This is a genomic window from Pseudomonas sp. EpS/L25 (assembly GCF_001512295.1).
Taxonomy (GTDB): Bacteria; Pseudomonadota; Gammaproteobacteria; order Pseudomonadales; family Pseudomonadaceae; genus Chryseomonas.
This window is the reverse complement of sequence record NZ_LNUP01000002.1, coordinates 1,091,224-1,117,159: the sequence shown is the minus strand read 5'-3', so window position 1 is coordinate 1,117,159 and position 25,936 is coordinate 1,091,224. Positions and strand designations below refer to the sequence as shown.

The 25,936-nt window shown below is 64.9% G+C and carries 23 protein-coding genes; 6 read left to right on the top strand and 17 right to left on the bottom strand.

The genetic code is table 11. The features are described 5' to 3' along the window. The first annotated feature begins 200 nt into the window (after positions 1-200). Positions 201-1,034, top strand: a complete 834-nt coding sequence (locus AR540_RS06225) for a metallophosphoesterase family protein (RefSeq protein ID WP_059227019.1) — start codon at positions 201-203, stop codon at positions 1,032-1,034. Positions 1,035-1,410: 376 nt separating this feature from the next. Next, on the top strand, positions 1,411-2,028 hold the full coding sequence (locus tag AR540_RS06220) for a DedA family protein (protein WP_059227016.1): 618 nt from the start codon (positions 1,411-1,413) through the stop codon (positions 2,026-2,028). 175 nt (positions 2,029-2,203) lie between these two features. On the opposite strand, the gene AR540_RS06215 is transcribed toward AR540_RS06220, so the two are convergent. The 9 genes from AR540_RS06215 to ttcA form a co-directional block, all read right to left on the bottom strand. Next, positions 2,204-4,447 carry a xanthine dehydrogenase family protein molybdopterin-binding subunit gene (locus tag AR540_RS06215; RefSeq protein ID WP_059227014.1) on the bottom strand — a complete coding sequence of 748 codons (2,244 nt, stop codon included), beginning with the start codon at positions 4,445-4,447 and terminating at the stop codon, positions 2,204-2,206. Further along, positions 4,444-4,926 (bottom strand): (2Fe-2S)-binding protein, encoded by a 483-nt coding sequence (locus AR540_RS06210; RefSeq protein WP_059227012.1) that lies wholly within the window; start codon positions 4,924-4,926, stop codon positions 4,444-4,446. The genes AR540_RS06215 and AR540_RS06210 overlap by 4 nt, the downstream gene beginning before the upstream one ends. A 2-nt stretch (positions 4,927-4,928) precedes the next feature. Continuing rightward, positions 4,929-6,155, bottom strand: coding sequence for a c-type cytochrome (locus tag AR540_RS06205; protein ID WP_059227010.1), 1,227 nt, complete (start codon positions 6,153-6,155; stop codon positions 4,929-4,931). 296 nt (positions 6,156-6,451) lie between these two features. Next, a complete protein-coding gene (locus tag AR540_RS06200) occupies positions 6,452-6,772 on the bottom strand; it encodes a hypothetical protein (RefSeq protein WP_007159236.1) in 321 nt (106 codons plus the stop codon). 54 nt (positions 6,773-6,826) lie between these two features. Next, positions 6,827-7,363: a C40 family peptidase gene (locus tag AR540_RS06195; RefSeq protein ID WP_059227007.1), complete on the bottom strand. Its 537-nt coding sequence runs from the start codon at positions 7,361-7,363 to the stop codon at positions 6,827-6,829. Between the two features lie 97 nt (positions 7,364-7,460). Beyond that, the gene (locus tag AR540_RS06190; RefSeq protein WP_059227005.1) at positions 7,461-8,132 is read right to left on the bottom strand and encodes a C40 family peptidase; all 672 of its coding nucleotides are present in this window, start codon (positions 8,130-8,132) and stop codon (positions 7,461-7,463) included. Positions 8,133-8,201: 69 nt separating this feature from the next. Next, entirely contained in the window at positions 8,202-8,966 is a 765-nt protein-coding gene (locus AR540_RS06185) for an SIR2 family NAD-dependent protein deacylase (RefSeq protein WP_059227003.1), read from the bottom strand. Beyond that, positions 8,963-9,634 (bottom strand): DNA-3-methyladenine glycosylase I, encoded by a 672-nt coding sequence (locus AR540_RS06180; protein WP_059227002.1) that lies wholly within the window; start codon positions 9,632-9,634, stop codon positions 8,963-8,965. The genes AR540_RS06185 and AR540_RS06180 overlap by 4 nt, the downstream gene beginning before the upstream one ends. Then, positions 9,634-10,458 (bottom strand): tRNA 2-thiocytidine(32) synthetase TtcA, encoded by an 825-nt coding sequence (gene ttcA / locus AR540_RS06175; RefSeq protein WP_059227000.1) that lies wholly within the window; start codon positions 10,456-10,458, stop codon positions 9,634-9,636. The genes AR540_RS06180 and ttcA overlap by 1 nt, the downstream gene beginning before the upstream one ends. A 97-nt stretch (positions 10,459-10,555) precedes the next feature. On the opposite strand from ttcA, the gene AR540_RS06170 reads away from it, so the two are divergent. Beyond that, positions 10,556-11,176, top strand: a complete 621-nt coding sequence (locus tag AR540_RS06170) for a DNA-J related domain-containing protein (RefSeq protein ID WP_059226998.1) — start codon at positions 10,556-10,558, stop codon at positions 11,174-11,176. Beyond that, on the top strand, positions 11,130-11,696 hold the full coding sequence (locus tag AR540_RS06165; protein ID WP_269085521.1) for a SprT family zinc-dependent metalloprotease: 567 nt from the start codon (positions 11,130-11,132) through the stop codon (positions 11,694-11,696). Before AR540_RS06170 ends, AR540_RS06165 begins: the two co-directional genes overlap by 47 nt. A 45-nt stretch (positions 11,697-11,741) precedes the next feature. On the opposite strand, the gene AR540_RS06160 is transcribed toward AR540_RS06165, so the two are convergent. Together AR540_RS06160 and htpG are read right to left on the bottom strand one after the other, a co-directional pair. Then, entirely contained in the window at positions 11,742-12,479 is a 738-nt protein-coding gene (locus AR540_RS06160) for a dienelactone hydrolase family protein (protein WP_059226994.1), read from the bottom strand. A 198-nt stretch (positions 12,480-12,677) separates the two neighbouring features. Then, positions 12,678-14,582, bottom strand: coding sequence for a molecular chaperone HtpG (gene htpG, locus AR540_RS06155; protein WP_059226992.1), 1,905 nt, complete (start codon positions 14,580-14,582; stop codon positions 12,678-12,680). Between the two features lie 265 nt (positions 14,583-14,847). On the opposite strand from htpG, the gene AR540_RS06150 reads away from it, so the two are divergent. Next, positions 14,848-15,621 carry a hypothetical protein gene (locus tag AR540_RS06150; protein ID WP_201786100.1) on the top strand — a complete coding sequence of 258 codons (774 nt, stop codon included), beginning with the start codon at positions 14,848-14,850 and terminating at the stop codon, positions 15,619-15,621. A gap of 172 nt (positions 15,622-15,793) precedes the next feature. After that, complete coding sequence (locus AR540_RS06145) at positions 15,794-16,075, top strand: hypothetical protein (protein ID WP_059226991.1); 282 nt, start codon at positions 15,794-15,796, stop codon at positions 16,073-16,075. A gap of 56 nt (positions 16,076-16,131) precedes the next feature. Here AR540_RS06145 and brnQ read toward each other — a convergent pair whose 3' ends face one another. The 6 genes from brnQ to AR540_RS06115 all read right to left on the bottom strand — a co-directional run bounded on the left by brnQ (position 16,132) and on the right by AR540_RS06115 (position 25,773). Next, the gene (gene brnQ, locus AR540_RS06140) at positions 16,132-17,475 is read right to left on the bottom strand and encodes a branched-chain amino acid transport system II carrier protein (protein ID WP_059227973.1); all 1,344 of its coding nucleotides are present in this window, start codon (positions 17,473-17,475) and stop codon (positions 16,132-16,134) included. A 450-nt stretch (positions 17,476-17,925) separates the two neighbouring features. Further along, positions 17,926-18,813 (bottom strand): succinate--CoA ligase subunit alpha, encoded by an 888-nt coding sequence (gene sucD / locus AR540_RS06135; protein WP_059226989.1) that lies wholly within the window; start codon positions 18,811-18,813, stop codon positions 17,926-17,928. Then, the gene (sucC, locus tag AR540_RS06130; protein WP_059226986.1) at positions 18,813-19,979 is read right to left on the bottom strand and encodes an ADP-forming succinate--CoA ligase subunit beta; all 1,167 of its coding nucleotides are present in this window, start codon (positions 19,977-19,979) and stop codon (positions 18,813-18,815) included. Before sucC ends, sucD begins: the two co-directional genes overlap by 1 nt. Positions 19,980-20,162: 183 nt before the next feature. Further along, positions 20,163-21,599: a dihydrolipoyl dehydrogenase gene (gene lpdA / locus AR540_RS06125; RefSeq protein ID WP_059226985.1), complete on the bottom strand. Its 1,437-nt coding sequence runs from the start codon at positions 21,597-21,599 to the stop codon at positions 20,163-20,165. Positions 21,600-21,678: 79 nt separating this feature from the next. Further along, positions 21,679-22,899, bottom strand: coding sequence for a 2-oxoglutarate dehydrogenase complex dihydrolipoyllysine-residue succinyltransferase (gene odhB / locus AR540_RS06120; RefSeq protein WP_059226982.1), 1,221 nt, complete (start codon positions 22,897-22,899; stop codon positions 21,679-21,681). Between the two features lie 42 nt (positions 22,900-22,941). Beyond that, the gene (locus tag AR540_RS06115) at positions 22,942-25,773 is read right to left on the bottom strand and encodes a 2-oxoglutarate dehydrogenase E1 component (protein WP_059226980.1); all 2,832 of its coding nucleotides are present in this window, start codon (positions 25,771-25,773) and stop codon (positions 22,942-22,944) included. Between the last annotated feature and the right edge of the window lie 163 nt (positions 25,774-25,936).

The following is a 25,936-nucleotide window of genomic DNA, read 5'->3' as shown; positions in this document are numbered from 1 at the left end:
GGCTGCTGCGCGTCGGCCAAACGGCGTTGAAAATAGCTTCGGAATGCTCAAACTCCGCTTCCTCGGCTATTTTCGCGGGGCCGCCTAGGCCTTGTTTGGCTCCAGCTCGCGAGCCTTGGAACAGCCTCTAGGCGACCCTCGCCGGATAGCTTGGCGTCCGTTGCGGTCGTAAAGGGGAATCCGTTGGAAACCAGGTCCTCATGACGACCCTCCTGCAAATCTCCGATACCCACTTCGGCACCGAGCAACCCGCTGTGGTCGCGGCCCTGGAGGCCCATGTCCGCGAACACGGCGCCGATGTCCTCATTCTCTCCGGGGACATCACCCAACGCGCCCGCCGCGAGCAATTCGCCGCCGCCAGGACCTTCGTCGAACGCCTGGAAGGCTACGGCATTCCCCGTACCCTGGTGATCCCGGGCAATCACGACCTGCCGCTGTACAACGTCTTCGCCCGTTTCCTCGCCCCCTACGGCAACTATCGCCGGCATTTCGGCGACGACCTCGAACCCAGCTTCGAAAGCGACGAGCTGCTGCTGGTCGGCCTCAACACCACCGCCCCGCAACGCCACAAGGACGGCGCGGTGAGCCCTGAGCAGATCGAGCGCGTGGCCGAACGCCTGCGCCGGGCTGGACCTGCCAAGCTGCGCATCGTCATTGCCCATCAGCCCTTCGGCGCCCTCGAACTCAGCGACCTGAGCAACCTGCAGCACAACGCCGACCAGGCCCTGGCCACCTGGGCCGATGCCGGACTGGACCTGGTGATGGGTGGGCACATCCACCTGCCCTATGTCCTGCCGCTGAGCCGCCAGTATCCCGCTCTGCCCCGCGAGGTCTGGATCGTCCAGGCCGGCACCGCCCTCTCTTCCCGCGTACGCGGCACCTCGCCCAACTCCTTCAATCGCCTGCTGGTCGGTGACGGCGCGGAAAAGACCGTGGACGTGGAGCGCTGGGATTTCCAGGGCGACCGCTTCGTGGTCGGCGAACGCCACGAATTGCACTGGCAGGCGGCCAAAGACGCCTTGGCCGCGACCTAAGGGACTTGCCTGGGCCCGTCTATTGCGGGCCCCTACGCACTTTCAGCAATGGAAATTGATTCAAGCTGTTGAAACGGCTGGCAGACTCCAGGCGCCACGTAGTCTTAGAGACTATTCATAAGCTCGCGAGCTACAGCCAAACAACGCGCAACGACCAACGGGAGTAACAGCCAACGGCTGGCCCGTAGGGTGAGCGCCAGCGAATCAAAGGCTGAAGAAGCGGATCGGACTCGCGCTCGAGTTTACGTGCGGTACATGAGCATTCCGACGGGGCAGCCCAGGCCGGGCTGGCGGCCCAGGGGCTTTTCAACGCGGCTTGGCCGACGCGCAGCAGCTTATGAGCAGACTCTTAGACTTTCGGCAGGAGAGGCCACCCATGGAATCCTTGACTCAATCGCTGCTCGATTTCATCGAAACCCACCAGGCCTGGGCGCCGCTGATCGTCGGTCTGCTCGCCTTTGGCGAGTCCCTCGTGCTGCTCGGCGTCTTCATCCCGGCTACGGCACTCATGCTGGTCGTCGGGGGGCTGGCCGGTTCGGGCGTGCTGGCGCCGTTACCTCTGGTGCTGGCCGCCATCATCGGCGCCATCGTCGGCGACATCTGCTCCTACATCATCGGGCGCTGGCTCGGTCCCAGCATCGTCCACCGCCCGCCGTTCCGCCGCTATCGCAAGCAGGTGGCCAGGACCCGGTTGTTCTTCCGGCGCTATGGCTTCTTCGCGGTATTTGGCGGGCGCTTCCTGACCATGATCCGCAACACCGTGCCCCTGGTGGCCGGGATGATGGCCATGAACCAGCTGCGCTTCCAGTCGGCCAACGTGCTCTCGGCCATCGTCTGGGCGCCGCTGATGATGGCGCCGGGGTATCTGGCAGCCAAGGGCGTCGACCACTTCAGCTTCGCCGGCAACGAAACGCTGTGGATCGGCGCCGGCGTGGTGGCCTTGCTGGGCGCGGGCGGGGTGCTGCTCTTCAAGCAGCGGCTCAGACGCGCCTAGTGTGGTGTTTCAGACGTTATCTACACAATTTTGGCGGCGCTTTTTCGGCCTAGGCGGCGTTGCCACTCCTCGCCATAGCCCTGCTATGACTCGTCGCGGCGCCTGGCCCAGTCGGAACGCCGAACCGCCAAAAAAATCACTCGCCAATTCTTGCGCGAACGTCTGAAACACCACACTAGCTGTCGGCCAGCGCCGCGAGCAGGCGCGCCCGGGTCAGGGGTACCTCGCGCAGACGCACGCCGGTCGCGGCAGCTACCGCGTTGGCGATGGCCGCCGGGATCGCCGCCGTGGTGGCCTCCCCGGCGCCTACCGAGGGCTCTCCCGGGCGGTCGAGCAATTCCAGTTCCAGCTCGGGCAACTCGCTGAAGGTCAGCGGTGGATAGGCGCCCCACTCCAGGCTGGTCACCCCCTGATGATCGTACTGCACCGCCTGCTTGAGGGTGCGGGCGATGCCCTGCACCACGCAGCCTTCCAACTGGTTGCGCAGGCCATCGGGATTCACGATCAGCCCGCAATCATGGGCCACCACCACCCGGGTGACGCGGATACCGGCTGGCCGACTCACCGCCACCTCCACCACCGCCGCCACATAGGCGTTCTCGTTTTCGTAGTGCAGGAAAGCCAGGCCCTGTCCGGTTGCGGAAGTGCCGTCCCAGGCGGACTTGCGCGCCGGCGCCGGTTGCCAACCGGCCTTGGCCGTGGCGGCCTGCAGCACCGCCCGCGCCCGCGGGTCCTGCAGATAGCGCAGGCGGAATTCGAGGGGATCGACGCCCGCGGCCAACGCCAGCTCGTCCATGAAGGATTCGTTGGCGAAGGTATTGCCGACCGCTCCCAGGGCACGCAGGGCCGAGGGCCGTAGCGGCGAATCGCCAGCCTCCAGCCAGTGGGTCGCCACCTGGACGTTGACCAGGTCGTAGTCCAGCGGCGCATTGCGGTTGCCACCACCACGACCCCCCTTGAGCGGCAGGTTGTAGGCCAGTTGCCCGGCGAGCAGCGCTGCCGCGCCGGTCTGGCCATTCGGCCGGGTCAGATGGGTAGGCGTCCAGTTGGCGAAGCGCCAGGCGAGCAGATCGCCTGCGGCGCTCAGGCCACCGGCCAGGCGCATCAGCATCGCCGGGCCCTTTGGATTCCAGCCATGCTCGTCGGCGCGACTCCACTGCACCCGCACCGGGCGACCGCACAGTTTGGACAGCAGCGCCGCATCGGCCGCCGCGTCGTCCGCACCATTGTGACCGTAGCAACCTGAGGCCTGCTGGTAGATGACGTGGATGCTGTCTTCCGGCAGCCGCAGGAGTTCGGCCAACGCCGCGCGCAGCTGATAGACGCCCTGGGTGCCGCTCCAGACGGTGGCACCGTCGGCGCGCACGTCCGCGACCGCACAGGAGGGGCCGATGGAGTCGTGGTTCTGGTAGGGCCAGCGGTACTCCGCCGTCAGCCGCTGCGCCGCGTTCTGCAGCTCCTGCTCGACGTCGCCCACCTCCTGCTGGACGTCCGCCGGGCCACCTTTGGCTTCCAGATGCCCATAGAGCTCGCCCGGTAGCGGCATGTCCGGCACCAGGCTCCAATCCACCCGCAATGCTGCCGCCCCCTGCCGCGCCAGCCACGGCTGTTCCGCCAGCACCGCGACGAAGGCGCCCTCGTAGACCAATTGCGCCCCGGCGGGCAGCGCGCTGGCGTCGAGACCACGAATGCTCACCCCCGCCAGGCGCGCCGAGCCGGTGCACGGCGGTCGCACCACACAGCCTTGCAGCATGCCGGGCAGGCGCAGGTCATGGACGTAGTCGAAGGTGCCGAACAGCTTGGCGGGGATATCCTCGCGCGGCACCGAAGTGCCGACCAGGCGATAATCCTTCACGGCGCGGGTCCGCACGGCCTGGTTGACCAGCCGTCCCAAGGGCCGCCCACCGACCAGTTCGCCATAGCTGACGAAGCGCCCAGTGGGATCGCCGCGATACACCACACGCCCGTCCACCGTATCCACCACCGCCAGGTCCAGTCCCAGCCGACGTGAGCCCTCCAGGAACAGGAACTGCCGGGCGCTGGCCGCGGCCTTGCGCAGCTGGGCGCCCCCCACCTGCAGACTCTTGCTGCCCGCGGTGATGCCCTGATCGGGGGTCAGGCGGGTATCGCCCTGGATCAAGCGGGTGGCCGCGAAGGCGACGCACAGCTCCTCGGCCACGATCTGCCGTAGCGCCGTGCTGACCCCGGTGCCCAGCTCCACCTTGCCGCTGTAGACGGTAACCTGGCCCTGGGCGTCCACCGCCAGCCAGGCGTCCAGCTGACGCTCGTCGAGGGTCTTGCCCAGGCTGGCGGCATCGCTGGGCGCAGGCAGTATCTGAGCAGCGACCGGCCGTTGCAGACTGAAACCCAGCAGCAGCACGGCGCTGCCGCCGAGAAAGCGCCGGCGCGACAGCCTCATGCGGGGTCCTTCCTGTCGCGCAAGAGCAGCGCCGCCCGCTTGACCGCCCTCAGGATGCGATAGTGCGTGCCGCAACCGCAGAAGTTGGCCGACAGCGCCTGGCGAATCTGGGTATCGCTCGGCTCGGGGACTCGTTCGAGCAAGGCCCGGGCGGTCATCGCCATGCCCGGGATGCAATAGCCGCACTGGGCCGCCTGCTCCTCGATGAAGGCCTGCTGCAGCGCATGGGGCGCTTCCGGTGTCCCCAAACCTTCCAAGGTGAGCAACTCCCGCCCAACGAAAGAGGTGGCAGGCAACAGGCAGGCGCGCACCGGCTTGCCATCCGCCAGCACCGTGCAGGCACCGCATTCGCCCAGGCCGCAGCCGAATTTAGGCCCCTTGAGCCCCAGCTCGTCACGCAGGGCTTCCAGCAGGGGCATGCGCGGATCGACATCGAGTTGACGTGTCTCGCCGTTGACCCTGAGTTCGATGGTCGCCACCGCTATTTCTCCCGTTCCCGCGCCGCCGCCACATCCGCGGGACGGACGTCGGCAGCCTGGCCGCCGAAGTGGCGGCCGATGTAGTTGGCCAGGTCGGCGAGCTGCTGGTCACTGAGCAGATCGCGATAGGCCGGCATGAAGGCATGCTCGGTGCGACCCTGACGGTCGATCCCGTCGAGCAGCACCCGCACCAGGTTGGTCCCCGCCGGGTCGCGCACTGCCGAATAGTTGCCGAAGGATCTTGGATAGGGCCCCGCCGGTCCCTGGTCGTCTGGCGCATGGCAACTGGCACAGGCCGACTGCAACAGGGCGGCGCTTTCCACCTCGGCAGCGCTGAGTGATCCGCCCTCCCCGAGCGGCTGTACCTCGGCGCGCGCCGGCACCGCGCCGGGCTTGGCCGGCAGCGTTCGCAGGTAGGCGACCAGGGCGCCGAGATCGGCATCGCTCAGATAGCGGGTACCGCCACTCACCACCTCGGCCATGGGCCCCGCCGCCACCGCCTCGCCCCGCTGATGGCCTTCGCGCAGGTAACTCGAGAGCTTGGCGTCGCTCCAGCCACCGAGGCCGCGCTGATCGCTGGTGAGATTCCAGGCGGTCCAGCCCTGCTGGGTCGCCCCGGCATAGGCGCGATCTCTGTCCAGGCCCTGGCTCCAGGTGCGCGGCGTATGGCACTCCTGGCAATGTCCGACCGCCTCGGCCAGGTAGGCACCGCGCGCCACCTTGGCATCCGCCAGGGCGGGCAGCGGACCCGGTGTGAAATTCAACCATTTCCAGCCGCGGATCAGCGCGCGCTGATCGAAGGGAAAGCGCAAGGCATTGGCTGGCGGCGCATAGGTTACCGGCCGCTGCACCCGCAGGAAGGCGAAGATGGCCGCCACATCCTCATCGCTCAGGCGGGTATAGGCCGTATAGGGAAAGGCCGGATAGAGCTGCTCGCCATTCCGGCCGAAGCCTTCCTGCAACGCACGGCGAAACTCCTCTACCGTCCAGTCACCCAATCCCTGCTGCCGATCCGGGGTGATATTGCTCGAATAGAGCCGGCCAAAGGGGGTGTCGAAGGCGACCCCACCGGCGAAGGGCGCACCGTCGGGCCGGGTATGACAGCCCTGGCAATTGCCCTGGCGGGTAAGGTACTCACCACGCGCCAACGTCGTCTCGTCCGCCCGCGCCAGGCTGACTATAGACAGAAACAGGGCCCCTGCCAGGCACGACAGGGCAAGGGATCTCATCGGCTTTCCTTCTGAGCGCGAACCGGGTACCCGATTCCGTCTGGTTTTCCCCCATCCTAATCGGCGAGCCAGCCGCCTGCGGTACTCGAGCCCGGAGGTGAGATGCAGGCGACAGTTTGCGCATAGGCCGTGAGGTCAGACTTTACAAACCCAGGCGATGCTCTCCCTCCAGGTACCCGCCTGGAGGCCTGGCATCTCGCTCCTGCGACTGTCCGCCCGCGAGCGCCGCGCGGCGCGGCGCAAACACCGAGCAGGACGGGACAGGGCCATGGCCCAATCCATAGGGGTGGTATTATCTAGCGCTTGGGCACGAAGCCATCGGGCTTGGCCGCCAGCCAGTCGACGAACTGGCGAATGCGGGCGTCGCTCAGCAGCAGCTCGCGACTGTTGTATTCCAGCGCCAGGGTCTTTTCGTCGAAGGTCTGATGGATGTGGTTGTGGCAGGGCCGGCAGACCCAGAGGGTGGCGGTGATGCGGCTGACGCGGTCGAATCTCTTGCGCACGTAGGCCTTGTCGTGCAGCGAGCGAGGGATCAGGTGATGGCGGGTGAGCGGCGCCGCCCGACCGCACAGCTCGCAACGAGCCGGCTGGGGCGGCAGACGTATCGCCTGGGGCATGCTGGGCTCCGCTCGGGCTGGATGCTCATTCGAGCGACCCGGGCGGAACGGGGTTCAATAGCCGCCGGCGAGACTCGGCGTGACCAGCACCCGCTTGGCCTGCAGATAGCTCTTCTGCCAGTAGGGCTTGGCCAGGCTGTCCAGCCGCACCGTACCGCCCGTACGCGGCGCATGGACGAAGCGCCCCTCGCCCACGTAGATGCCGGCGTGGCTCACTTCGCGTCCGCCCGCCGTGGCGAAGAACACCAGATCGCCCGGCTGCAGGGCGTTGCGCGCCACGTTGGGCGAGCCCAGGGTGATCATCTCACGGGTCGAGCGCGGCAGGGTGACACCCGCCGCGTCGCGGTAGACATAGCCGATCAGGCCGCTGCAGTCGAAGCCGCCGGCCGGGGTGTTGCCGCCATAGCGATAGGGCGTCCCGACCAGGCCGATGGCCCGGAAGAGCACGTCGTTGGCCGCCTGGGCCTGGCTTTCGAGCAGCGGACGGGAGACCACCGGCGCGATCGGCGCCGCGGGCTGGGGCGGGCTACCGGCGCAGGCGGCCAGTAGCAGAAAGACGCAATACAATCCTAGGCGAGCCGCCTGCGGCATGGATGAGATCCTTAGTTGTCCATCGATCGCCGTCGGCCTGCCACGCAGCACCAACGGGTCCTCGCGGCCTACCGGGCGAACATCGCGACAGTAAACCTCAGCGCAGTACGCGCTTGCCTTCCAGGAAACTCACCTTCCAGTACTGGTCGTCCAGGCTGTCCACCCGCACTCCCCCGCTTCGACGGCTGGAGGAATGGATGAACTTGCCTTCGCCCATGTAGATACCAGTGTGACTGACCCGGCCACGGCCGTTGCTATTGAACAGCAACAGATCGCCGGGTTCCAGATCGTTCTTGCTGACTACCGGTACCTGGAGGTCGATGATTTCGCGCGTGGAACGCGGCAGCTTCATGCCGGCCCGCTCGCGGAATACGTAATTGACGAAGCCACTGCAATCGAAACCGGCCAGGGTGCTGCCACCCTTGCGATAGGGCGTACCGACCAGTTGGGTGGCGCGGTTGAGAATCTGATCCGCCAGATTCGGCAGTGCCTGGCGTGGGCCGATCTCACGATCCCAGTCGAGCTGACGCGGCGAATGGCTGTGGGGGAACGGCGGGCGTGGCTGCGCACCTTCGGCTTCCGTGGCCGCCGGCTCCAGGCCGGTCGAAGTGCCGAGCGAGCCATGCAGCGCGGCGGTCTGCAGAGGCTGCGAGGCGGTGGAACGAGCTTGGTCAACGACGGCGTCGGAGGGCTGCGGGGCACTCGCGCAAGCGGCGAGCAGGCAGACCAGCGTCAGGGGCACGAGGGGTGCGAGGCGATTCCTTGGCATGGGCACGACCGTGTCGTTTTTTCAAAGTTTCGACACCTTGCCGACCTGAGTCACAGTTGGCAAGTTTTTTTAGCCGTTGATGTGACTCAAAAGCCGAGGAAGGACGTCTACGGCCCTTTTTCTCACCTGAACGGTCGCCAGGCCGCTCAGCGCCGAGCGGTCGGGATTGACCTCGATGAGGTCCCCGCCCTGAGCCAGGGTCCGCCCCACCGGCGCTTGGATGTAGGCGAAGGCCGCTGTCGTGCCCACCGCGATCACCAGGTCGAAACCCTGATCCACCGCCGCCTGCAACCGCTGCAATTCGGCACCCGGCAGCGCCTCCTCGAACAGCACCACCGGTGGTCGCAGGATACCGTCACAATCCGGACACCGCGGCGGTAGCGATCCCGCCAGGCAGGCCCCGGCATCCGCCACCGGCCGCGCGCAAGCCATGCAGGCCAGCGGCTCCAGCTGGCCATGGATCTCGATCAGCCGCTCAGGCGGAAAACCCGAGCGGCGATGGAAACCGTCGATGTTCTGGGTCAGTACCCAGCTCCCGGCCTCACGTCGGCCGAAGTCGGCGATCGCCTGGTGCGCCGCATTGGGCGCCGCCGCGGCGCAGGCCCGCCCCAGTTGAGCGAGATAGCGCCAGCAGATCTCGGGACGCTGCCGCAGCATGCTGCCCGACAGCGCCATCTCGATGGGGAAGCCTTCGTCGGTGAGACCGTTGTACAACCCGCCCAGGCCGCGGTAGGTCGGCAGACCGGAATCGGCGGACAGCCCCGCCCCAGTGACGAACAGCACCCGCTCGGCGCGCTCGAGCAGTCGCCGGGCCCGCGTCAGGGCGTCGATCAATGATTCACCGTGTGGGCGAGCATCACCGACAGCTGGCACAGCGGCCGCCCGCTCTGTTCCCGCCAGAGGTTGAAGGCTTCCTGCATCTTCTGCCGGTCGCGCTTGGCGGTGGGCGCCTTGTCGAGGATGTTCTGCGCCTTGAGCGCCGCCACCACGTCATCGGTGGCGACGAAGGTGTCCTTGCCGGCCATGCGCAGGAAGCGCTGCGCCGACAGGCCGCCCAGCTGGTTGCCACGCCTGGTCAGCAGCTCCCACAGTCCGACGATGTCCTGTTCAGGCCACTCGGCCAGCAGACCGCCGAAGCTGCCATGGGTACGCTGCAGGTCGAGGATCATCTGGGCGTTGAGCGGCACGCTGCGCAGCTTGCCCAGGTGCCGGATCAGCCGGGCGTCCTGCATCAGCCGCTCCAGGCGCTCGCCGCCCATGAGCACCACCTTTTCCGGATCGAAGCCGAAGAACACCTCCTCAAAGGCCGGCCACTTGGCGTCCACCAGGCTGTGCTTGAGACCGGCACGGAAGATGCGCCGGGTCAGCAGCGACAGGTAGCGATCATCGCCCAGTCCCCTCAGGGTAGCGGCGTCCACCGGTTGCGGCAGGCGCGCCTCCAGGGCGGCCGGTGAGCCGAATCTATTGACACAGTATTCCAGCAGCCAGGCGTAATCCCGCATCAGAGATTCATCACCTGGACGAAGCGCGGCGTGGCGCTGTCGTCGACCTTGAGGCTGGCGAAGTCGAACAGCTCGCGATCCGCCAGTTGCGACGGCACCACGTTCTGCAACGCACGGAACATGATCTCGGTACGACCCGGGGTCTTGCGTTCCCACTCCAGCAGCATCTCCTTGACCACCTTGCGCTGCAGGTTTTCCTGGGAGCCGCAGAGGTTGCAGGGAATGATGGGGAATTCGCGCAGCACGGCATAGGCCTCGATGTCCTTCTCGCTGCAATAGGCCAGCGGGCGGATCACCACGTTGCGGCCATCGTCGGCACGCAGCTTGGGTGGCATGGACTTGAGCGTGCCGCCATGGAACAAATTGAGGAAGAAGGTTTCTACCATGTCATCGCGATGATGGCCGAGCGCCATCTTCGTGGCGCCGATCTCGTCGGCGAAGGTGTAGAGAATGCCTCGGCGCAGGCGCGAGCACAGTGAGCAGGTGGTCTTGCCCTCCGGGATCTTCTCCTTCACCACGGAATAGGTATCGCGTTCCAGAATATGGTACTCGATCCCCAGCTCCGCCAGGTACTGAGGTAAAACGTGTTCAGGAAAGCCCGGCTGCTTCTGGTCGAGGTTGACCGCCACTATCTCGAAACGGATCGGCGCGACCTTCTGCAGATAGAGCAGCATGTCGAGCAGGGTGTAGCTGTCCTTGCCGCCGGACAGACAGACCATCACCTTGTCGCCGTCCTCGATCATGTTGTAGTCGGCGATGGCTTCGCCGGTGAGACGGCGCAGGCGTTTCTGCAGCTTGTTCTGGTTGACCGAAAGGGTGCCCATGGATGAATCCGTGAAAGGAAAAAACGAAAGGCCGGCATTTTACGCGCAAAGCGCTCCGCGCCCTACCCCGAACGTCAGCCGGGAGCGACCAGCGACCATGAACGAGGCGCTGGAACTGAAGGCGGCCCTACATCGCGAGTTGCTGCGCGCCGGGACCTGCCTGTCGGAATACGAGCTGCTGCAGGCGTTGCGTAGATCCGGCTCGCCCTTCGTGCCACCGCGCCCGGTCACCGACAACTACGAGCTCTTCCAGCTGCACTTCCGCGTCTTCAACGCCCTCTATCTCCTGCGCGATGAATTGCGTGCCGAACAACGCGCCGAGCTGGTCATCAGTGCCTTGCGCATCGAGTTGCGGCCCTATCTCAGCGCCCGCCCCGGCCTGGTGGTGGCCGACCCGCTGCGCGCCTATTACCTGGACCTCAGCCAGCTGGATACCACCACGCCGGAAGACGTGGCCAATCTGCTCAATCACTTCTGGGCGCTGGTGAATGGCGAGTCCGATCTGCTGGAGGCCCTGCGTCTGCTTGGTCTGGACCGCTCGGCGGACTACGGCCAGATTCGCCGGCGCTATCGACAACTCGCCAGCCGACATCATCCCGACCATGGCGGCAGCACCGGCCGTCTGCAGGCCATCAATGCCGCCATGGATACGCTAAGACGCCACTACGGTCATCAGCCGACCGCGGACGCTAGGGCACAGGCACGGGCTTCGGCATAATCGACGGCCGCGCCAGAGGTTACCCATGCCTGAACAACTCCATGCCCGGGTCGAAGACTGCTATCGGCAGGCCGAGGCCTTCTTCAAACGCCGCTTCCCTCGTCCCGACGTCAGCATGGCCTTGCGCGGCCAGCGCGCAGGCGTTGCCCATCTCACCGAGAATCGACTGAGATTCAACAAGCTGCTCTACCAGCAGAATCCTGACCACTTCCTCGAACAGACCGTGGCCCACGAGGTGGCCCATCTGGTGGCGCACCAGCTGTTCGGTGGCGCCATCCGTCCGCACGGCGAAGAGTGGCAACTGATCATGCGAGGGGTCTACGGACTGCCGCCGGATCGCTGCCACACCTACGAACTGCCGCAGCGGGCGCGCACCCTCTACCTGTATCGCTGCAGTTGTCCGGATGGTCGCTTCGAATTCACCGCCCAACGTCACGCCCTGGTGCGCAAGGGACGTCGCTATCTCTGCCGGCGCTGCCGGGCACCGCTGGACTTCACCCAGGAAGTCATCCAGGGCTGATACCTGCCGGATCCTGGAACGGCTCCGGCTGTATCAGACCAAGGCTCAACCCTGGGCGAAGACCTCGTCGAACAGATTGTGCATCGCCAGGAAGGCGCGCTTGGCCACCACGGGATGGTACTGCTGCTTGCCGGGGTTATTGGCTTCGGGGTCGGTGAAGGAATGTACCGCGCCGCCATAGCTCAGCAGTTGCCAATCCACCTGAGCGGCATCCATCTCCTGGCGGAAACCGGTGAGTTGCTCGTCCGGCACCAGCGGATCGGAGGCACCGTGCAGGATCAGCACCGGACCGGTGATACGGGCAGCATCGGCTGGCGTCGGGGTATCCAGATTGGCGTGGAAGGTCACCACGGCGCTCAGAGCCGCACCATCGCGGGCCAGTTCCAGGGCCGCGCAGCCACCGAAGCAGAAGCCGATGGCGGCGATCTGGTGGACGTCCACCGCGGCGGTTTCAGCCTGGGCGATCAGCGCGGCATAGGCTGCCTGCATGCGCTGGCGCAGCAGGGCGCGATCACTGCGGATCGGCGTCATGGCCGCCAGGGCTTCGTCGGCATTCTGCGGACGAACATCACGGCCATAGAAGTCGACCACCAGATAGGCCAGGCCATCGGCCTCGGCCAGGCGCTTGGCCTGCTCCACGGCGCCGTGGGAAACCCCCATCCAGTTCGGCGCAAGCAGCACGCCCGGTCGGGTGGGCGTGCCGCTGGTGGCATACACCAGATGGCTCTCGAACGTCTGGCCATCGATCTCGTAGGAAACGGGTTTTACAGTGACATCGACCATGGGGTCCTCCAGAGGATGAAAAGAGAGAAGCCCGCCTAAGCTCCTGTTCAAAGCCTGCTGCGCGTCGGCCAAACGGCGTTGAAAAGACCTTCGGAATGCTCATTTACCCTGCGTAAACTCCGCTTCCTCAGGTCTTTTCGCCTTGTTTGTCTCTAGCTCGCGAGGCTTTGAACAGGCCCTAAGCGGGCTTCTGCATCTTTAAGCGGACAATTCCACCAGCAGTTTGTTTAACCGGCGGACATAGGCGGCCGGGTCCTTGAGGCTGTCGCCCGCGGCCAGCGCAGCCTGATCGAACAGGATGTGCGACAGGTCGGCGAAACGCTCCTCGTCCGGCTCGCCATCGAGCTTCTCGATCAGCGGATGCTGCGGATTGATCTCGAAGATCGGCTTGGAATCCGGAGCCTTCTGGCCGCTGGCTTCCAGGATACGGCGCATCTGCAGGCCGAGGTCCTGCTCGCCGATGGCCAGGATCGCCGGTGAGTCGGTCAGGCGATGGGAGACACGCACCTCGCTGACCTGGGCATCCAGGGCCTGCTTGAGGCGTTCCACCAACCCTTCCTTGGTCTTGGCGACCTCTTCCTGGGCTTGCTTGTCTTCTTCACTATCCAGCTTGCCGAGATCCAGATCGCCACGGGCGACATCGACGAAGTGCTTGCCGTCGAATTCCGTGAGGTAGCTCATCAGCCATTCGTCGATGCGATCAGTCAGCAGCAGCACCTCGACACCCTTCTTGCGGAAGACTTCCAGGTGCGGGCTGTTCTTGATCTGGGCGTGGCTCTCGCCGGTCAGGTAGTAGATCTTGTCCTGGCCTTCCTTCATCCGGCCAAGGTAGTCGGCCAGGGAAACGTTCTGGGCATCATCGCTGTTGTGAGTCGAGGCGAAGCGCAGCAGACCGGCGATCTTCTCGCGATTGGCGAAGTCTTCCGCCGGACCTTCCTTGAGCACCTGGCCGAAGTGGCCCCAGAACGACTGGTACTTCTCCGGCTCGCTCTTGGCCAGCTTCTCCAGCATGTCCAGCACGCGCTTGGTCAGGGCCGACTTCATGGAGTCGATCACCGGATCCTTCTGCAGGATCTCGCGGGAGACGTTCAGCGACAGGTCGTTGGAGTCCACCACACCCTTGATGAATCTCAGGTACAGCGGCAGGAACTGGTCGGCCTGGTCCATGATGAAGACGCGCTGCACATAGAGCTTGAGGCCCTTGGGCGCTTCGCGCTGGTAGAGATCGAAAGGCGCACGGGCCGGCACGTACAGCAGCGAGGTGTACTCGAGCTTGCCCTCGACCTTGTTGTGGCTCCAGGTCAGGGGATTCTCGAAGTCATGACCGACGTGCTTGTAGAACTCCTGATAGTCCTCGTCCTTGAGTTCGGTACGCGGACGGGTCCAGAGTGCGCTGGCGCGGTTGACGGTCTCCCATTCGGTCTCGGCCGGCTGCTCCTCGTCGCTGCCGTGGTGCTCCTTGGGCAGCTCGATGGGCAGGCCGATGTGGTCGGAGTACTTCTTGACCACGTTGCGCAGGCGCCAGCCGTCGGCGAATTCGGTTTCCTCGGGCTTGAGGTGCAGCACGATGCGGGTACCGCGCTCGGCCTTGTCGATGGTGGCCACCTCGAACTCCCCTTCACCCTTGGACGACCAGTGCACGCCCTCACTGGCGGGCTGGCCGGCGCGACGGGTGTAGACGTCGACCTGGTCGGCGACGATAAAGGCCGAGTAGAAGCCCACACCGAACTGGCCGATAAGGTTGGAATCCTTCTTCTGGTCGCCGCTGAGGTTCTTCAGGAAGTCGGCGGTGCCGGACTTGGCGATGGTGCCGAGGTGGGCGATGACCTCTTCCCGGCTCATGCCGATGCCGTTGTCTTCGAGGGTGACCGTGCCGGCCTCCTTGTCGAAGCTCAGGCGAATCTTCAGCGTATCCCCGCCTTCGAGCAGTTCGGGCTTGGACAGCGCCTCGAATCTGAGCTTGTCGGCCGCATCGGAGGCGTTGGAAATCAATTCGCGCAGGAAGATTTCCTTATTGGAATACAGCGAATGAATCATCAGGTGAAGCAGCTGCTTCACCTCGGTCTGGAAGCCTAGGGTTTCCTTTTGAGTCTCCACACTCATGCTACGAACTCCGCTATCGATAGATACGCACCAGTGGGTCTGGCGATGTCACGGAGATGGGGGCTGCCAGCGGTATTTCAAGCCTGGCGCCCGGCGGGAGGCTGCCGTTCGTGGCCCATTTCCCATTCCTGCCGCGAAGGGTCCAGCGCCTCGCACGAGCGGCGCATAAGCCAACTTTCCCGGCAAGGCAATAGCGAATCTGACCGATTGCGCTCGCCTGGCTACCGGCCGATGGTGCCGCTCGATAGCCGCCCCAGGAGCCACCATGCCGCAGCCTTCCGTGCCCACCACCCTGCTTCTCGCGACCACCCTGGCCCTGGTGGCCTGCGACCCGCCCGCGGAGCCAGCCAAGACCGCTCCCCGAGCCGCCGAAGCGCCCCAGGCGAACAACGCCGCCATCAGCGCCCTGCCCGCTCTCCATGTCGTCCTCACCTGGGAATCGCTTCCCAATGGTGAAAACATGGTGCTCAAGAACTATCGGGCGAAGCTCGAAGCCTGCCAGGGCGCCGGCTGGCCCACTCGGGCACTGTCCGCTGATGAGGAAGCCAAGCTCGGCAAGGGCCAGGTCGACATTGCCATCGATGCCCGCCGCCAGGTCGCGCGCCAGATCCAGTGGACCTTCGGCACCACTAGCGACGACGACCGCAGCACCTGCCTGATCACGCTGGAAGCGCACGAGGACCAGGACGAGATCGAGGACAAGGATGGTCTTTACGAAGCCATCGACGACAGCACCCGTAACCAGGCGCGGCTGACCTACCAGGCCGCTGGCTGGACCTTGCTGGGTGAAGCCGAGGTCCAGGGGCAGCCCTGTACCCGCTGGCGGAACGAGCGCCAGGAAGTCTGCATGTGGTCCGGCGGCCTGAAGTGGGGCTTCAGCGAAGCGCCGGCCGATGTAGCGGGCTGCACCATCGATGGCGCCGGCAACTATCTGACCGACATTCCGCTGCTGGGCGAGCCCCGGGAGGGTGGCGGCGGCTGCCGCTTGCAGGTCAAGACGTTCAGCCTTGGCCAGGGGCTGCTACCGACGAGCCAGTGAGGCGTCGGACCCAGGCCGAAGGCGCTCTCTACGCCGTGAAGCCCCAGGTAGACGCCTGCCTTCGTTAGTGAAGCCGCGCGTAATTCTGCGGATCAAAGCGACAAGGCGAGGAACTTAACTTTTGACCCGGCGCTCGAACGGGCTGTCGTGTAGTTCTATAAGGAGAAAACACATGAAAAAGCCCTTCGCTATTGCCCTGCTGTTCACTGCCGCCTTCGGCCTCGCCGCCTGTGACAAGCCTTCCGAAAACAAGGCTCAGGATGCTGCCAAGACCGAACAGAAAGCCCAGGAAAACCTGAACAAAGCCGCTGAGCAGAGCAACAAGGCTGCCGAGCAGCGCAACGAAGCCGCCAACGAGGCCGCCAAGGAGCAATCCAAAGGCGAAGCCACCTCGGTCAATCCGGCCACCGGCACCACCAACAGCACCGCGCCGGCTACCCAGCCCAAGCCGTAAGCTGATCGGATACGAAAAAAGCCCGCTGTTGCGGGCTTTTTTGTGTCTAGCCGGAATCAGGAGCGCGAGGGGCGCCCCTCGACTTCCGGCTCTTCCACCGGCCCCTTGCTTCTCAGGCTTTCCAGAACCAGGGCGACGAGCCCTACCCCTGCCGCTGGCAACAGCCAGCCCAGCCCCGAGTCGGCCAGGGGGAGCCAGAGTACCGCGGCATTCAGATAGGGCACCGTCAGGTGTGCGGCCTGCAGGCCATCGAGGATACCGAAGGCCAGGGCCACCAGCAGTACCGGACCGATGATGCGCCCGGGCGCCACCCAGCGTGCGCTGAAGAAGCTCAGCACCACCAGGGCGATACAGGGCGGATAGATGGCGGTGAGGATGGGTACCGAGACCTGGATCAGCTGGGTGAGGCCCAGGTTGGACACCAGCAGCGAGAAGGCGGCCAGCAGGACCACCAGGCTGCGATAGCTGAACGGCAGGAACTCACTGAAGAACTCCGCACAGGCACAGGTCAGGCCCACCGCCGTCACCAGGCAGGCCAGGGTGATCAGCACCGCGAGGAAGTCACTACCGACGCTGCCGAAGGTGTGCTGCACATAGGCATGCAGGACCTCGGCCCCATTGCCGGCGTGCGGCACCAGGGCGCCACTGCCAGCGCCGAGCTGGAACAGGCTCAGATAGACCAGTACCAGGCCTACCCCGGCGATCAGCCCGGCGATGACAGTGTAGCGCGTCAGCAGCTCGGGCGCGGTCACGCCCCGGGCGCGGATGGCGTTGACGATGACGATGCCGAATACCAGGGCGCCGAGGGTATCCATGGTCAGGTAGCCGTTGACGAACCCCTGGGACAGCGCGCGCGACGCGTATTCGGGCGCCGCGGTTGCCGGGCCGCCGGCCGGCCAGAACAGCGCTGCACCGCCCAGCACCGCCAGCGCCAGGATCTTCAGTGGCCCGAGGAAACGTCCCACCGTATCGAGCAGTCGCCCCGGATAAAGAGACACCAGCAGCACCACCAGGAAGTAGGCCAGGCTGTACAGGAACAGCGGGACCGGGCCGTTGCCCAGCAGCGGCGCGACGCCGACCTCGAAGGACACGGTCGCGGTCCGCGGCGTGGCGAACAGCGGTCCTACCGAGAGATAGCAGACGATGGCCAGCGCCCGGGCCGCCGTGCGGCCGAGGGGCTTGCTCAGGGCATCCATGCCGCCGCCGACTCGCGCCAGGGCGATCAGGGTCAGCACCGGCAGACCGACCGCGGTCAGCAGGAAGCCCAGGGCTGCGCTCCAGACATGCTCACCGGCCTGCAGGCCGACGATCGGGGGAAAGATGATGTTGCCCGCGCCGACGAACAACGCGAACGTCATGAATCCAAGGGCCAGGACGTCCCGGCTTTGCAAAGCTTTCATGGAAGGCAGTACCAGCAATGAGGAAAACGAGGCAGCCCGCCCTCGTGGGAGCAGGTCTTGGTAGAGCCACGGCGTGGCCGTTGGAGCGGAAAGGTTGTCATCCTAACGAATTAGCGGCGAAAAGGCAGCTGGCAGGCGATGAGGCGTAAGAGCCTGTGCAAAGTCTCGCGAGCTAGAGCCAAACCAGGCGCAACGACCAATGGGAGTAACAGCCAACGGCTGGCCCGTAGGGTGAGCGCCAGCGAATCAAAGGGCTAAGGAAGCGGATCGGACCCGCGCTCGGGTTTACGAGTGGTAAATGAGCATTGCGACGGGGCCGCCCAGGCCGGGCTGGCGGCCCAGGCCATTTCAAAGCGGTTTGGCCGACACGCAGCAGATTTCGAACAGGCGCTAAGGCGGTCCACAACGAAAAAGGCCGCCCGAAGGCGGCCTCTTTCCAGTCAGTCAGGCTCAGGCCTTCTTGACTTCCCAACCGGTCAGCTCGGCCAGGGCCTTGCCGATGTCAGCCAGGGAACGCACGGTCTTCACACCAGCGTCCTGCAGGGCGGCGAACTTCTCGTCCGCAGTGCCCTTGCCGCCGGAGATGATGGCGCCGGCGTGGCCCATGCGCTTGCCGGGCGGTGCGGTTACGCCCGCGATGTAGGACACCACCGGCTTGGTCACGTTGGCCTTGATGTAGGCCGCGGCTTCTTCCTCGGCGCTGCCGCCGATCTCGCCGATCATCACGATGGCTTCGGTCTTCGGATCGTCCTGGAACAGCTTCAGGATATCGATGAAGTTCGAGCCCGGGATGGGGTCGCCGCCGATGCCCACGCAGGTGGACTGGCCGAAGCCGGCATCGGTGGTCTGCTTCACGGCTTCATAGGTCAGGGTGCCGGAACGCGAAACGATACCGACCTTGCCCGGCAGGTGGATGTGACCGGGCATGATGCCGATCTTGCACTCGCCGGGGGTGATGACGCCGGGGCAGTTCGGGCCGATCAGGCGTACACCCAGTTCGTCGCACTTCACCTTGGCATCCAGCATGTCGAGGGTAGGGATGCCCTCGGTGATGCAGACGATCAGCTTGATGCCACCGAAGGCGGCTTCCAGGATGGAGTCCTTGCAGAACGGGGCCGGCACGTAGATCACCGAGGCGTCGGCGCCGGTGGCTTCCACGGCTTCGCGCACGGTGTTGAACACCGGCAGACCGAGGTGAGTGGAGCCGCCCTTGCCGGGAGTCACGCCGCCAACCATCTGGGTGCCATAGGCGATGGCCTGCTCGGAGTGGAAGGTACCCTGGCTACCGGTGAAGCCCTGGCAGATGACCTTGGTGTCTTTGTTGATCAGGACGCTCATTACTTACCCTCCGCGGCCTTGACGACCTGCTGGGCAGCGTCGGTCAGGCTGGTTGCCGCGATGATGTTCAGGCCGCTTTCGGCCAGGACCTTGGCACCGAGTTCGGCGTTGTTGCCTTCCAGGCGAACCACGACCGGCACCTTCACGCCGACTTCCTTCACGGCACCGATGATGCCTTCGGCGATCATGTCGCAGCGCACGATGCCGCCGAAGATGTTCACCAGAACGGCCTTCACGTTGCTGTCGGACAGGATGATCTTGAACGCTTCGGTCACGCGCTCTTTGGTCGCGCCGCCGCCGACGTCCAGGAAGTTGGCCGGCTTGCCGCCGTGCAGGTTGACGATGTCCATGGTACCCATGGCCAGACCGGCACCGTTGACCATGCAGCCGATGCTGCCTTCCAGGGCCACGTAGTTCAGTTCCCACTTCTGCGCATGGGCTTCACGGGCGTCGTCCTGCGACGGGTCGTGGAAGGCGCGCAGCTTGGGCTGACGGTAGATGGCGTTGCTGTCGATATTGAGCTTGGCATCCAGGCAGTGCAGGTTGCCGTCCTTCTTGATCACCAGCGGGTTCACTTCCAGCAGCGCCAGGTCGTAGTCCTGGAACAGCTTCGCCAGACCGACGAAGATCTGGGTGAACTGCTTGATCTGGTCACCTTTCAGGCCCAGCTGGAAAGCCAGGTCGCGACCCTGGTAGGGCTGAGCGCCCACCAGCGGATCGACGGTGGCCTTGAGGATCTTCTCCGGAGTGTCGTGCGCGACCTTCTCGATGTCCACGCCACCTTCGGTGGAGGCCATGAACACGATGCGGCGGCTGGAACGATCGACCACGGCGCCCAGATAGAGCTCCTTGTCGATGTCGGTGCAGGATTCGACCAGGATCTTGCTAACCGGCTGACCGTTGGCGTCGGTCTGGTAGGTCACCAGACGCTGGCCCAGCCACTTGGCGGCGAACTCCTTGGCTTCTTCCTTGCTCTTGACCAGCTTCACGCCACCGGCCTTGCCGCGGCCACCGGCGTGGACCTGGGCCTTGACGACCCACTCGTCGCCGCCGATACGGCCGCAAGCCTCGTAGGCCTCCTGGGGGGTGTCGACAGCGTAGCCTTTGGAAACGGGCAGGCCGTATTCAGCGAACAGCTGCTTACCCTGATACTCGTGGAGATTCATGCTTGTCTACCGTCTTCGTTGGGTATTGCGCATTCGACGCTGTGCGTTCTCCGAGCCGTCCTCCGGACGGTCGCGGGCACCGCGCCACCTGTGACCCCTGCCTGGCAAGAGTCCGAGGCGCCTTCCAGCGGTAGAGCCCTAAGGCTCAACGGCGGTCGGCCACCCCGTGGTTCTGTCAATCTCTTAACGCTTCTTGCGATTCACCGCGTGGATCGCATGACCGTTCACCGCCAGAGCCGCTTCGTGCAGCGCCTCGGACAGGGTCGGGTGCGAGAACACCATCATGCCCAGGTCTTCGGCGCTGGAGCCGAATTCCATGGCGATGGCGCCCTGCTGGACCAGTTCTGCCGCGCTCGGGCCGACCACGTGGACACCCAGGACGCGATCGGTCTTGGCATCGGCCACGACCTTGACGAAACCGGCGGTGTCGTTGGCTGCCAGGGCACGACCGCTGACGGCGAAGGGGAAGGTGCCGACGTTGACTTCGACGCCTTCGGCCTTCAGGGCCTGTTCGGTCTTGCCGACCCACGCGATTTCCGGGTGGGTGTAGATCACCGACGGCACCAGGTCGTAGTTCATCTGCGCCTTGTGACCGGCGATGCGCTCGGCGACCATCACGCCCTCTTCCGAGGCCTTGTGCGCCAGCATCAGACCGCGTACGCAGTCGCCGATGGCGAAGACGCCCGGCACGCTGGTGGCACAGTAGTCGTCGACATAGATGTAGCCGCGCTCGTCGCTTTCCACACCGCTGTCGGACGCCAGCAGGTCGGTGGTGACCGGACGGCGGCCCACGGCGACGATCAGGCGATCGAAGGTGATCTGCTTCTCTTCACCGCCTTCGGTGTAGTTGACGGTGACTTCCTCACCCTTGACCTCGGAACCGGTCACGCGAGCGCCCAGACGGATGTCCAGACCCTGCTTGGAGAGGATCTTGTAGGCTTCCTTGGACACCTGGTCATCGGCGGCGACCAGGAACTTGTCCAGGGCTTCCAGCACGGTGACTTCGGCACCCAGGCGCGCCCAGACCGAACCCAATTCCAGACCGATGACACCGGCACCGATCACCCCCAGACGCTTGGGCACGCTCTGGAATTCCAGGGCGCCGGTGGAGTCGACGATGACCTTCTGGTCCACCGGAGCCGGCGGGATGTCGATGGGACGCGAGCCGGACGCCAGGATGACGTTCTCGGCCTCGACCACCTGGACGTTGCCGTCCAGACCGGTGACTTCGACCTTCTTGCCGGACAGCAGCTTGCCGTTGCCTTCCAGCAGGGTCACGCCGTTGGCCTTGAACAGCGTGGCCACGCCGCCGGTGAGGTTCTTCACAATCTGGTCCTTGCGGCCGATCATGGTGGGCACGTCGATGGTGACGTTCGGCGCGTCGATGCCGTGGACCTTAAAGCCCTCGTGGGCTTCGTGGTACTTGTAGGAGCTGTCCAGCAGCGCCTTGGACGGAATGCAACCCACGTTCAGGCAGGTACCGCCCAGGGCGATCTTGCCTTCCTTGCCCTTGTAGCGCTCGACACAGGCCGTCTTCAGACCCAGCTGCGCGGCGCGGATGGCGGCCACATAGCCGCCAGGGCCGGCGCCGATCACCACTACGTCGAATTTGTCGCTCATACACTAATCCCCTTGGAGCAGCTTCAGGCATGAAAACTGGAGCGGTGCGTGGCCCCTGCCCCGCACCGCGAGAGCCGGATCAGATGTCCAGCAGCAGACGCGCCGGATCTTCCAGCAGGTCCTTCATGGTGACCAGGAAGGTCACGGCTTCCTTGCCATCGATCAGGCGATGGTCGTAGGACAGCGCAAGATACATCATCGGCAGGATCACTACCTGGCCGTTCACCGCCATCGGACGCTCCTGGATCTTGTGCATGCCCAGGATCGCGGTCTGCGGCGGGTTGACGATGGGGGTGGACAGCAGCGAACCGAAGACACCACCGTTGGAGATGGTGAAGGTACCACCCTGCATGTCTTCCAGGGTCAGCTTGCCGGCCTTGGCCTTCTTGCCGAACTCGGCGATGGTGCCTTCCACTTCCGCCAGGCTCATGAACTCGGCGTTGCGCAGGACCGGAACCACCAGGCCACGATCGCTGGACACGGCGACGCCGATGTCCTGGTAGCCGTGATAGACGATGTCGTTGCCATCGATGGACGCATTGACGCCCGGCTGACGCTTGAGCGCCTCGGTGGCGGCCTTGACGAAGAAGGACATGAAGCCCAGGCGCACGCCATTGTGCTTCTTCTCGAACAGGTCCTTGTACTTGGAGCGCAGGTCCATGATCGGCTTCATGTTGACCTCGTTGAAGGTCGTCAGCATGGCCATGCTGGACTGGGCTTCGACCAGGCGCTCGGCGACCTTGGCCCGCAGGCGGGTCATGGGCACGCGCTTCTCGGTACGGTCGCCAGCGGCGGTCACCACCGGAGCGGCGGCAGCGGCCGGCTTGGCAGCCGGAGCGGCGGCGCCGGATTTCTTGGCTTCGACGGCAGCGACGGCGTCTTCCTTGGTGACGCGACCGCCCTTGCCGGTCCCGACCAGGGTAGCCGGATCGATACCGTTCTCTTCGGCGATCTTGCGTGCGGCGGGAGCCAGGATCGGGTCCTCGTCGCTACCGGCGGCAGCGGGTGCAGCGGCAGGGGCACTGGCAGCAGCCGGCTGGGCAGCCGGTGCGGCCGCGGTAGCGCCCTCTTCCACGCGAGCGATGACTTCTTCGCTCAGCACGGTGTCGCCTTCGTTCTTGATGACCTCGGCCAGGACGCCGTCGGCAGGTGCCACGACTTCCAGCACGACCTTGTCGGTTTCGATGTCGACCAGCAGTTCGTCACGCTTGACCGCTTCACCGGGCTTCTTGTGCCAGGTGGCGACGGTGCCGTCAGCGACCGATTCCGGGAAGGTAGGGGCTTTGATCTCGATAGCCATTCTATGAATTTCCTTAGTGATCTCTAGTAGTCGCGTGGCGAATCAAACGGAGAACGCATCTTGCAGCAGTTTTTCCTGCTGCTCGGCGTGCATGGAGGCATAGCCGCAGGCCGGAGCGGCGGACGCATCGCGACCGGCGTATTCCAGACCCAGGCCCTGCTTGTAACCGGACACGGCGCGGCGCATGTGATGCTGGCTGCAGTACCAGGCGCCCTGGTTCATCGGCTCTTCCTGGCACCAGACCACACGCTCCAGATTCGGGTAGCCGGCCAGCACCTCGGCCAGGTCGTCTTCCGGGAACGGATAGAGCTGCTCCAGACGGACGATGGCGATGTCCTGGCGATTCTCGCTGCGGCGCTTCTCCAGCAGGTCGTAGTAGACCTTGCCGCTGCACAGCACCAGGCGCTTGACCTGCTGGGCATCGATGGGGTCCAGCTCGTTGATCACGGTCTGGAAGGAGCCGTGGGCCAGGTCTTCCAGGGTCGAGATGGCCAGCTTGTGGCGCAGCAGCGACTTGGGCGTGAGCACCACCAGCGGCTTGCGCAGCGGGCGGATCACCTGGCGACGCAGCAGATGGTAGATCTGCGCCGGAGTGGTCGGTACGCAGACCTGGATGTTCTGCTCGGCGCACAGCTGCAGGTAACGCTCCAGACGGGCCGAGGAGTGCTCCGGCCCCTGGCCTTCGTAGCCATGGGGCAGCAGCATGGTCAGGCCGCAGAGACGACCCCACTTGATCTCGCCGCTGGTGATGAACTGGTCGATGACGACCTGGGCACCGTTGGCGAAATCACCGAACTGGGCTTCCCAGACCACCAGCGCATTGGGCGTAGTGGTGGCGTAGCCGTATTCGAAGCCGAGCACCGCTTCCTCGGAGAGGAAGGAGTCGTAGATCTCGAACGACGGCTGGTTTTCCGCCAGATGCTGCAAGGGCACGTAGGGCACGGCATCCTTCTGGTTGTGCAGCACCGCATGGCGGTGGGAGAAGGTGCCACGACCGACGTCCTGACCGGTGATGCGGATCGGATGGCCTTCGTGCAGCAGGGTGGCGTAGGCCATGGTTTCGGCGAAGCCCCAGTTCAGCGGCAAGCCGCCGGCGGTCATCTTCTGCCGATCCTCATAGATCTTGCCGACCTGGCGCTGGATGACGAAACCCTCGGGGGTCTCCAGCAACTTGTTGGCCAGTTCCTGCAGGGTCTTCAGGTCGAAGCCGGTGTCGTGACGCGCGGTCCAGGCATGGCCCAGGTAGGGTTTCCAGTCGACGAACAGGTCGCGATTGGGTTCCTTGACCAGGCTGGCCACCACGTGACGACCCTCGTCGAGGGCGCCGCGGTAGGCTTCGAATTGCGCCTGGACCTGCTCGGCACTGACCACGCCGGCCTGGGTCAGGGCATCGGCGTAGAGATCGCGAGTGGTGCGCTGCTTGGCGATCTGCTGGTACATCAGCGGCTGGGTGCCGCTCGGCTCGTCGGCCTCGTTGTGGCCACGACGGCGGTAGCAGACCAGGTCGATGACGATGTCACGCTTGAACTGCATGCGGTAGTCGACCGCCAGCTGGGTAACGAACAGCACCGCCTCGGGATCGTCGCCGTTCACATGGAAGATCGGCGCCTGGATCATCTTGGCGACGTCGGTGGCGTACTCGGTGGAGCGCGCATCTTCCTGGCGGTTGGTGGTGAAGCCCACCTGGTTGTTGATGACGATGTGCAGGGTGCCGCCGGTCTTGTAGGCCCGGGTCTGCGACATCTGGAAGGTTTCCATGACCACGCCCTGGCCAGCGAAGGCGGCGTCGCCGTGGATGGCCACGGGTATGACCTTGTCGCCGGAGCGATCGCCGCGGCGATCCTGGCGGGCACGTACCGAGCCTTCCACCACCGGAGAGACGATCTCCAGGTGCGAGGGGTTGAACGCCAGCGCCAGATGGACTTCGCCACCCTGGGTCATGACGTTGGACGAGAAGCCCTGGTGGTACTTCACGTCACCGGAGCCCAGCTCGACCAGCTTCTTGCCTTCGAACTCGTCGAACAGGTCGCGCGGGTTCTTGCCCAGGGTGTTGACCAGGACGTTCAGGCGACCCCGGTGGGCCATGCCGATCACCAGTTCCTTCACGCCATAGGAGCCGGAACGCTGAATGATCTCGTCGATCAGCGGGATCAGGCTCTCGCCGCCTTCCAGACCGAACCTCTTGGTGCCCGGGTATTTGGTGCCCAGGTACTTCTCCAGGCCCTCGGCGGCGGTCAGACGCTCCAGCAGATGGGTGCGGACTTCGGCGGAATATTGCGGGCGGCCACGGACGCTTTCCAGGCGCTGGAGGAACCAGCGGCGCTCTTCGGAATCGACGATGTGCATGAACTCTGCACCGACCGTGCGGCAATATGTCTCTTGCAGCGCATCCCGGATTTCGCGGAGAGTTGCCTCCTCTTTGCCGATGAACAATTCACCGGTACGGAAGGTGGTATCCAGGTCGGCGTCGGTCAAGCCGTAGTGGTTGAGCAACAGATCGGCAGGCGGTTGACGCTTCCACAGGCCTAGCGGATCGAGCTGGGCGGCCTGGTGGCCCTGCAGACGGAACGCCTGGATCAGCCGCAGCACTTCGACCTGCTTCTTCTCGTGTTCGGAGCTCACGGTACCGGCCGATACCGGTTGCGCCCGCCGCTGGTTCTTGCCCAGCAGGACGAAGTGGTCGCGGATCGCGGAGTGCGCGACGTCCGGCGAATTGCCGGTTACCGCGGGCAGCTTCTGGAAGTAGGTACGCCATTCTTCCGGCACTGCGTTGGCATCGTGCAGAAACAGCTCATAGAGCTCTTCCACGTAGGCAGCGTTGCCGCCGGACAGGTGAGCGCTGTCCCACAGTTGCTGCATCTGACTTTCGTGCATCTAGTTCACCCCTTCGGCAGAGATAGCATCAGCCGATGACCTAACCCATACCTGGGGCCTGGTCGCCTTGCGGCTGCGCCGATGCCCGGATGACATTCCGGGTATCCCTGAATGGACGTTGGTTGAATCAAGCTATCAAGGTCACTAACGAACCCGCCCGGCA

Bases quoted from the DNA above. Each gene is read 5' to 3' on its own strand.
- AR540_RS06225 (WP_059227019.1), top strand. From the start codon at position 201: ATGACGACCCTCCTGCAAATCTCCGATACCCACTTCGGCACCGAGCAA.
- AR540_RS06220 (WP_059227016.1), top strand. From the start codon at position 1,411: ATGGAATCCTTGACTCAATCGCTGCTCGATTTCATCGAAACCCACCAG.
- AR540_RS06215 (WP_059227014.1), bottom strand. From the start codon at position 4,447: ATGAGGCTGTCGCGCCGGCGCTTTCTCGGCGGCAGCGCCGTGCTGCTG.
- AR540_RS06205 (WP_059227010.1), bottom strand. From the start codon at position 6,155: ATGAGATCCCTTGCCCTGTCGTGCCTGGCAGGGGCCCTGTTTCTGTCT.
- AR540_RS06200 (WP_007159236.1), bottom strand. From the start codon at position 6,772: ATGCCCCAGGCGATACGTCTGCCGCCCCAGCCGGCTCGTTGCGAGCTG.
- AR540_RS06195 (WP_059227007.1), bottom strand. From the start codon at position 7,363: ATGCCGCAGGCGGCTCGCCTAGGATTGTATTGCGTCTTTCTGCTACTG.
- AR540_RS06190 (WP_059227005.1), bottom strand. From the start codon at position 8,132: ATGCCAAGGAATCGCCTCGCACCCCTCGTGCCCCTGACGCTGGTCTGC.
- AR540_RS06180 (WP_059227002.1), bottom strand. From the start codon at position 9,634: ATGCGGGATTACGCCTGGCTGCTGGAATACTGTGTCAATAGATTCGGC.
- ttcA (WP_059227000.1), bottom strand. From the start codon at position 10,458: ATGGGCACCCTTTCGGTCAACCAGAACAAGCTGCAGAAACGCCTGCGC.
- AR540_RS06170 (WP_059226998.1), top strand. From the start codon at position 10,556: ATGAACGAGGCGCTGGAACTGAAGGCGGCCCTACATCGCGAGTTGCTG.
- AR540_RS06160 (WP_059226994.1), bottom strand. From the start codon at position 12,479: ATGGTCGATGTCACTGTAAAACCCGTTTCCTACGAGATCGATGGCCAG.
- htpG (WP_059226992.1), bottom strand. From the start codon at position 14,582: ATGAGTGTGGAGACTCAAAAGGAAACCCTAGGCTTCCAGACCGAGGTG.
- AR540_RS06150 (WP_201786100.1), top strand. From the start codon at position 14,848: ATGCCGCAGCCTTCCGTGCCCACCACCCTGCTTCTCGCGACCACCCTG.
- AR540_RS06145 (WP_059226991.1), top strand. From the start codon at position 15,794: ATGAAAAAGCCCTTCGCTATTGCCCTGCTGTTCACTGCCGCCTTCGGC.
- brnQ (WP_059227973.1), bottom strand. From the start codon at position 17,475: ATGAAAGCTTTGCAAAGCCGGGACGTCCTGGCCCTTGGATTCATGACG.
- sucD (WP_059226989.1), bottom strand. From the start codon at position 18,813: ATGAGCGTCCTGATCAACAAAGACACCAAGGTCATCTGCCAGGGCTTC.
- sucC (WP_059226986.1), bottom strand. From the start codon at position 19,979: ATGAATCTCCACGAGTATCAGGGTAAGCAGCTGTTCGCTGAATACGGC.
- lpdA (WP_059226985.1), bottom strand. From the start codon at position 21,599: ATGAGCGACAAATTCGACGTAGTGGTGATCGGCGCCGGCCCTGGCGGC.
- odhB (WP_059226982.1), bottom strand. From the start codon at position 22,899: ATGGCTATCGAGATCAAAGCCCCTACCTTCCCGGAATCGGTCGCTGAC.
- AR540_RS06115 (WP_059226980.1), bottom strand. From the start codon at position 25,773: ATGCACGAAAGTCAGATGCAGCAACTGTGGGACAGCGCTCACCTGTCC.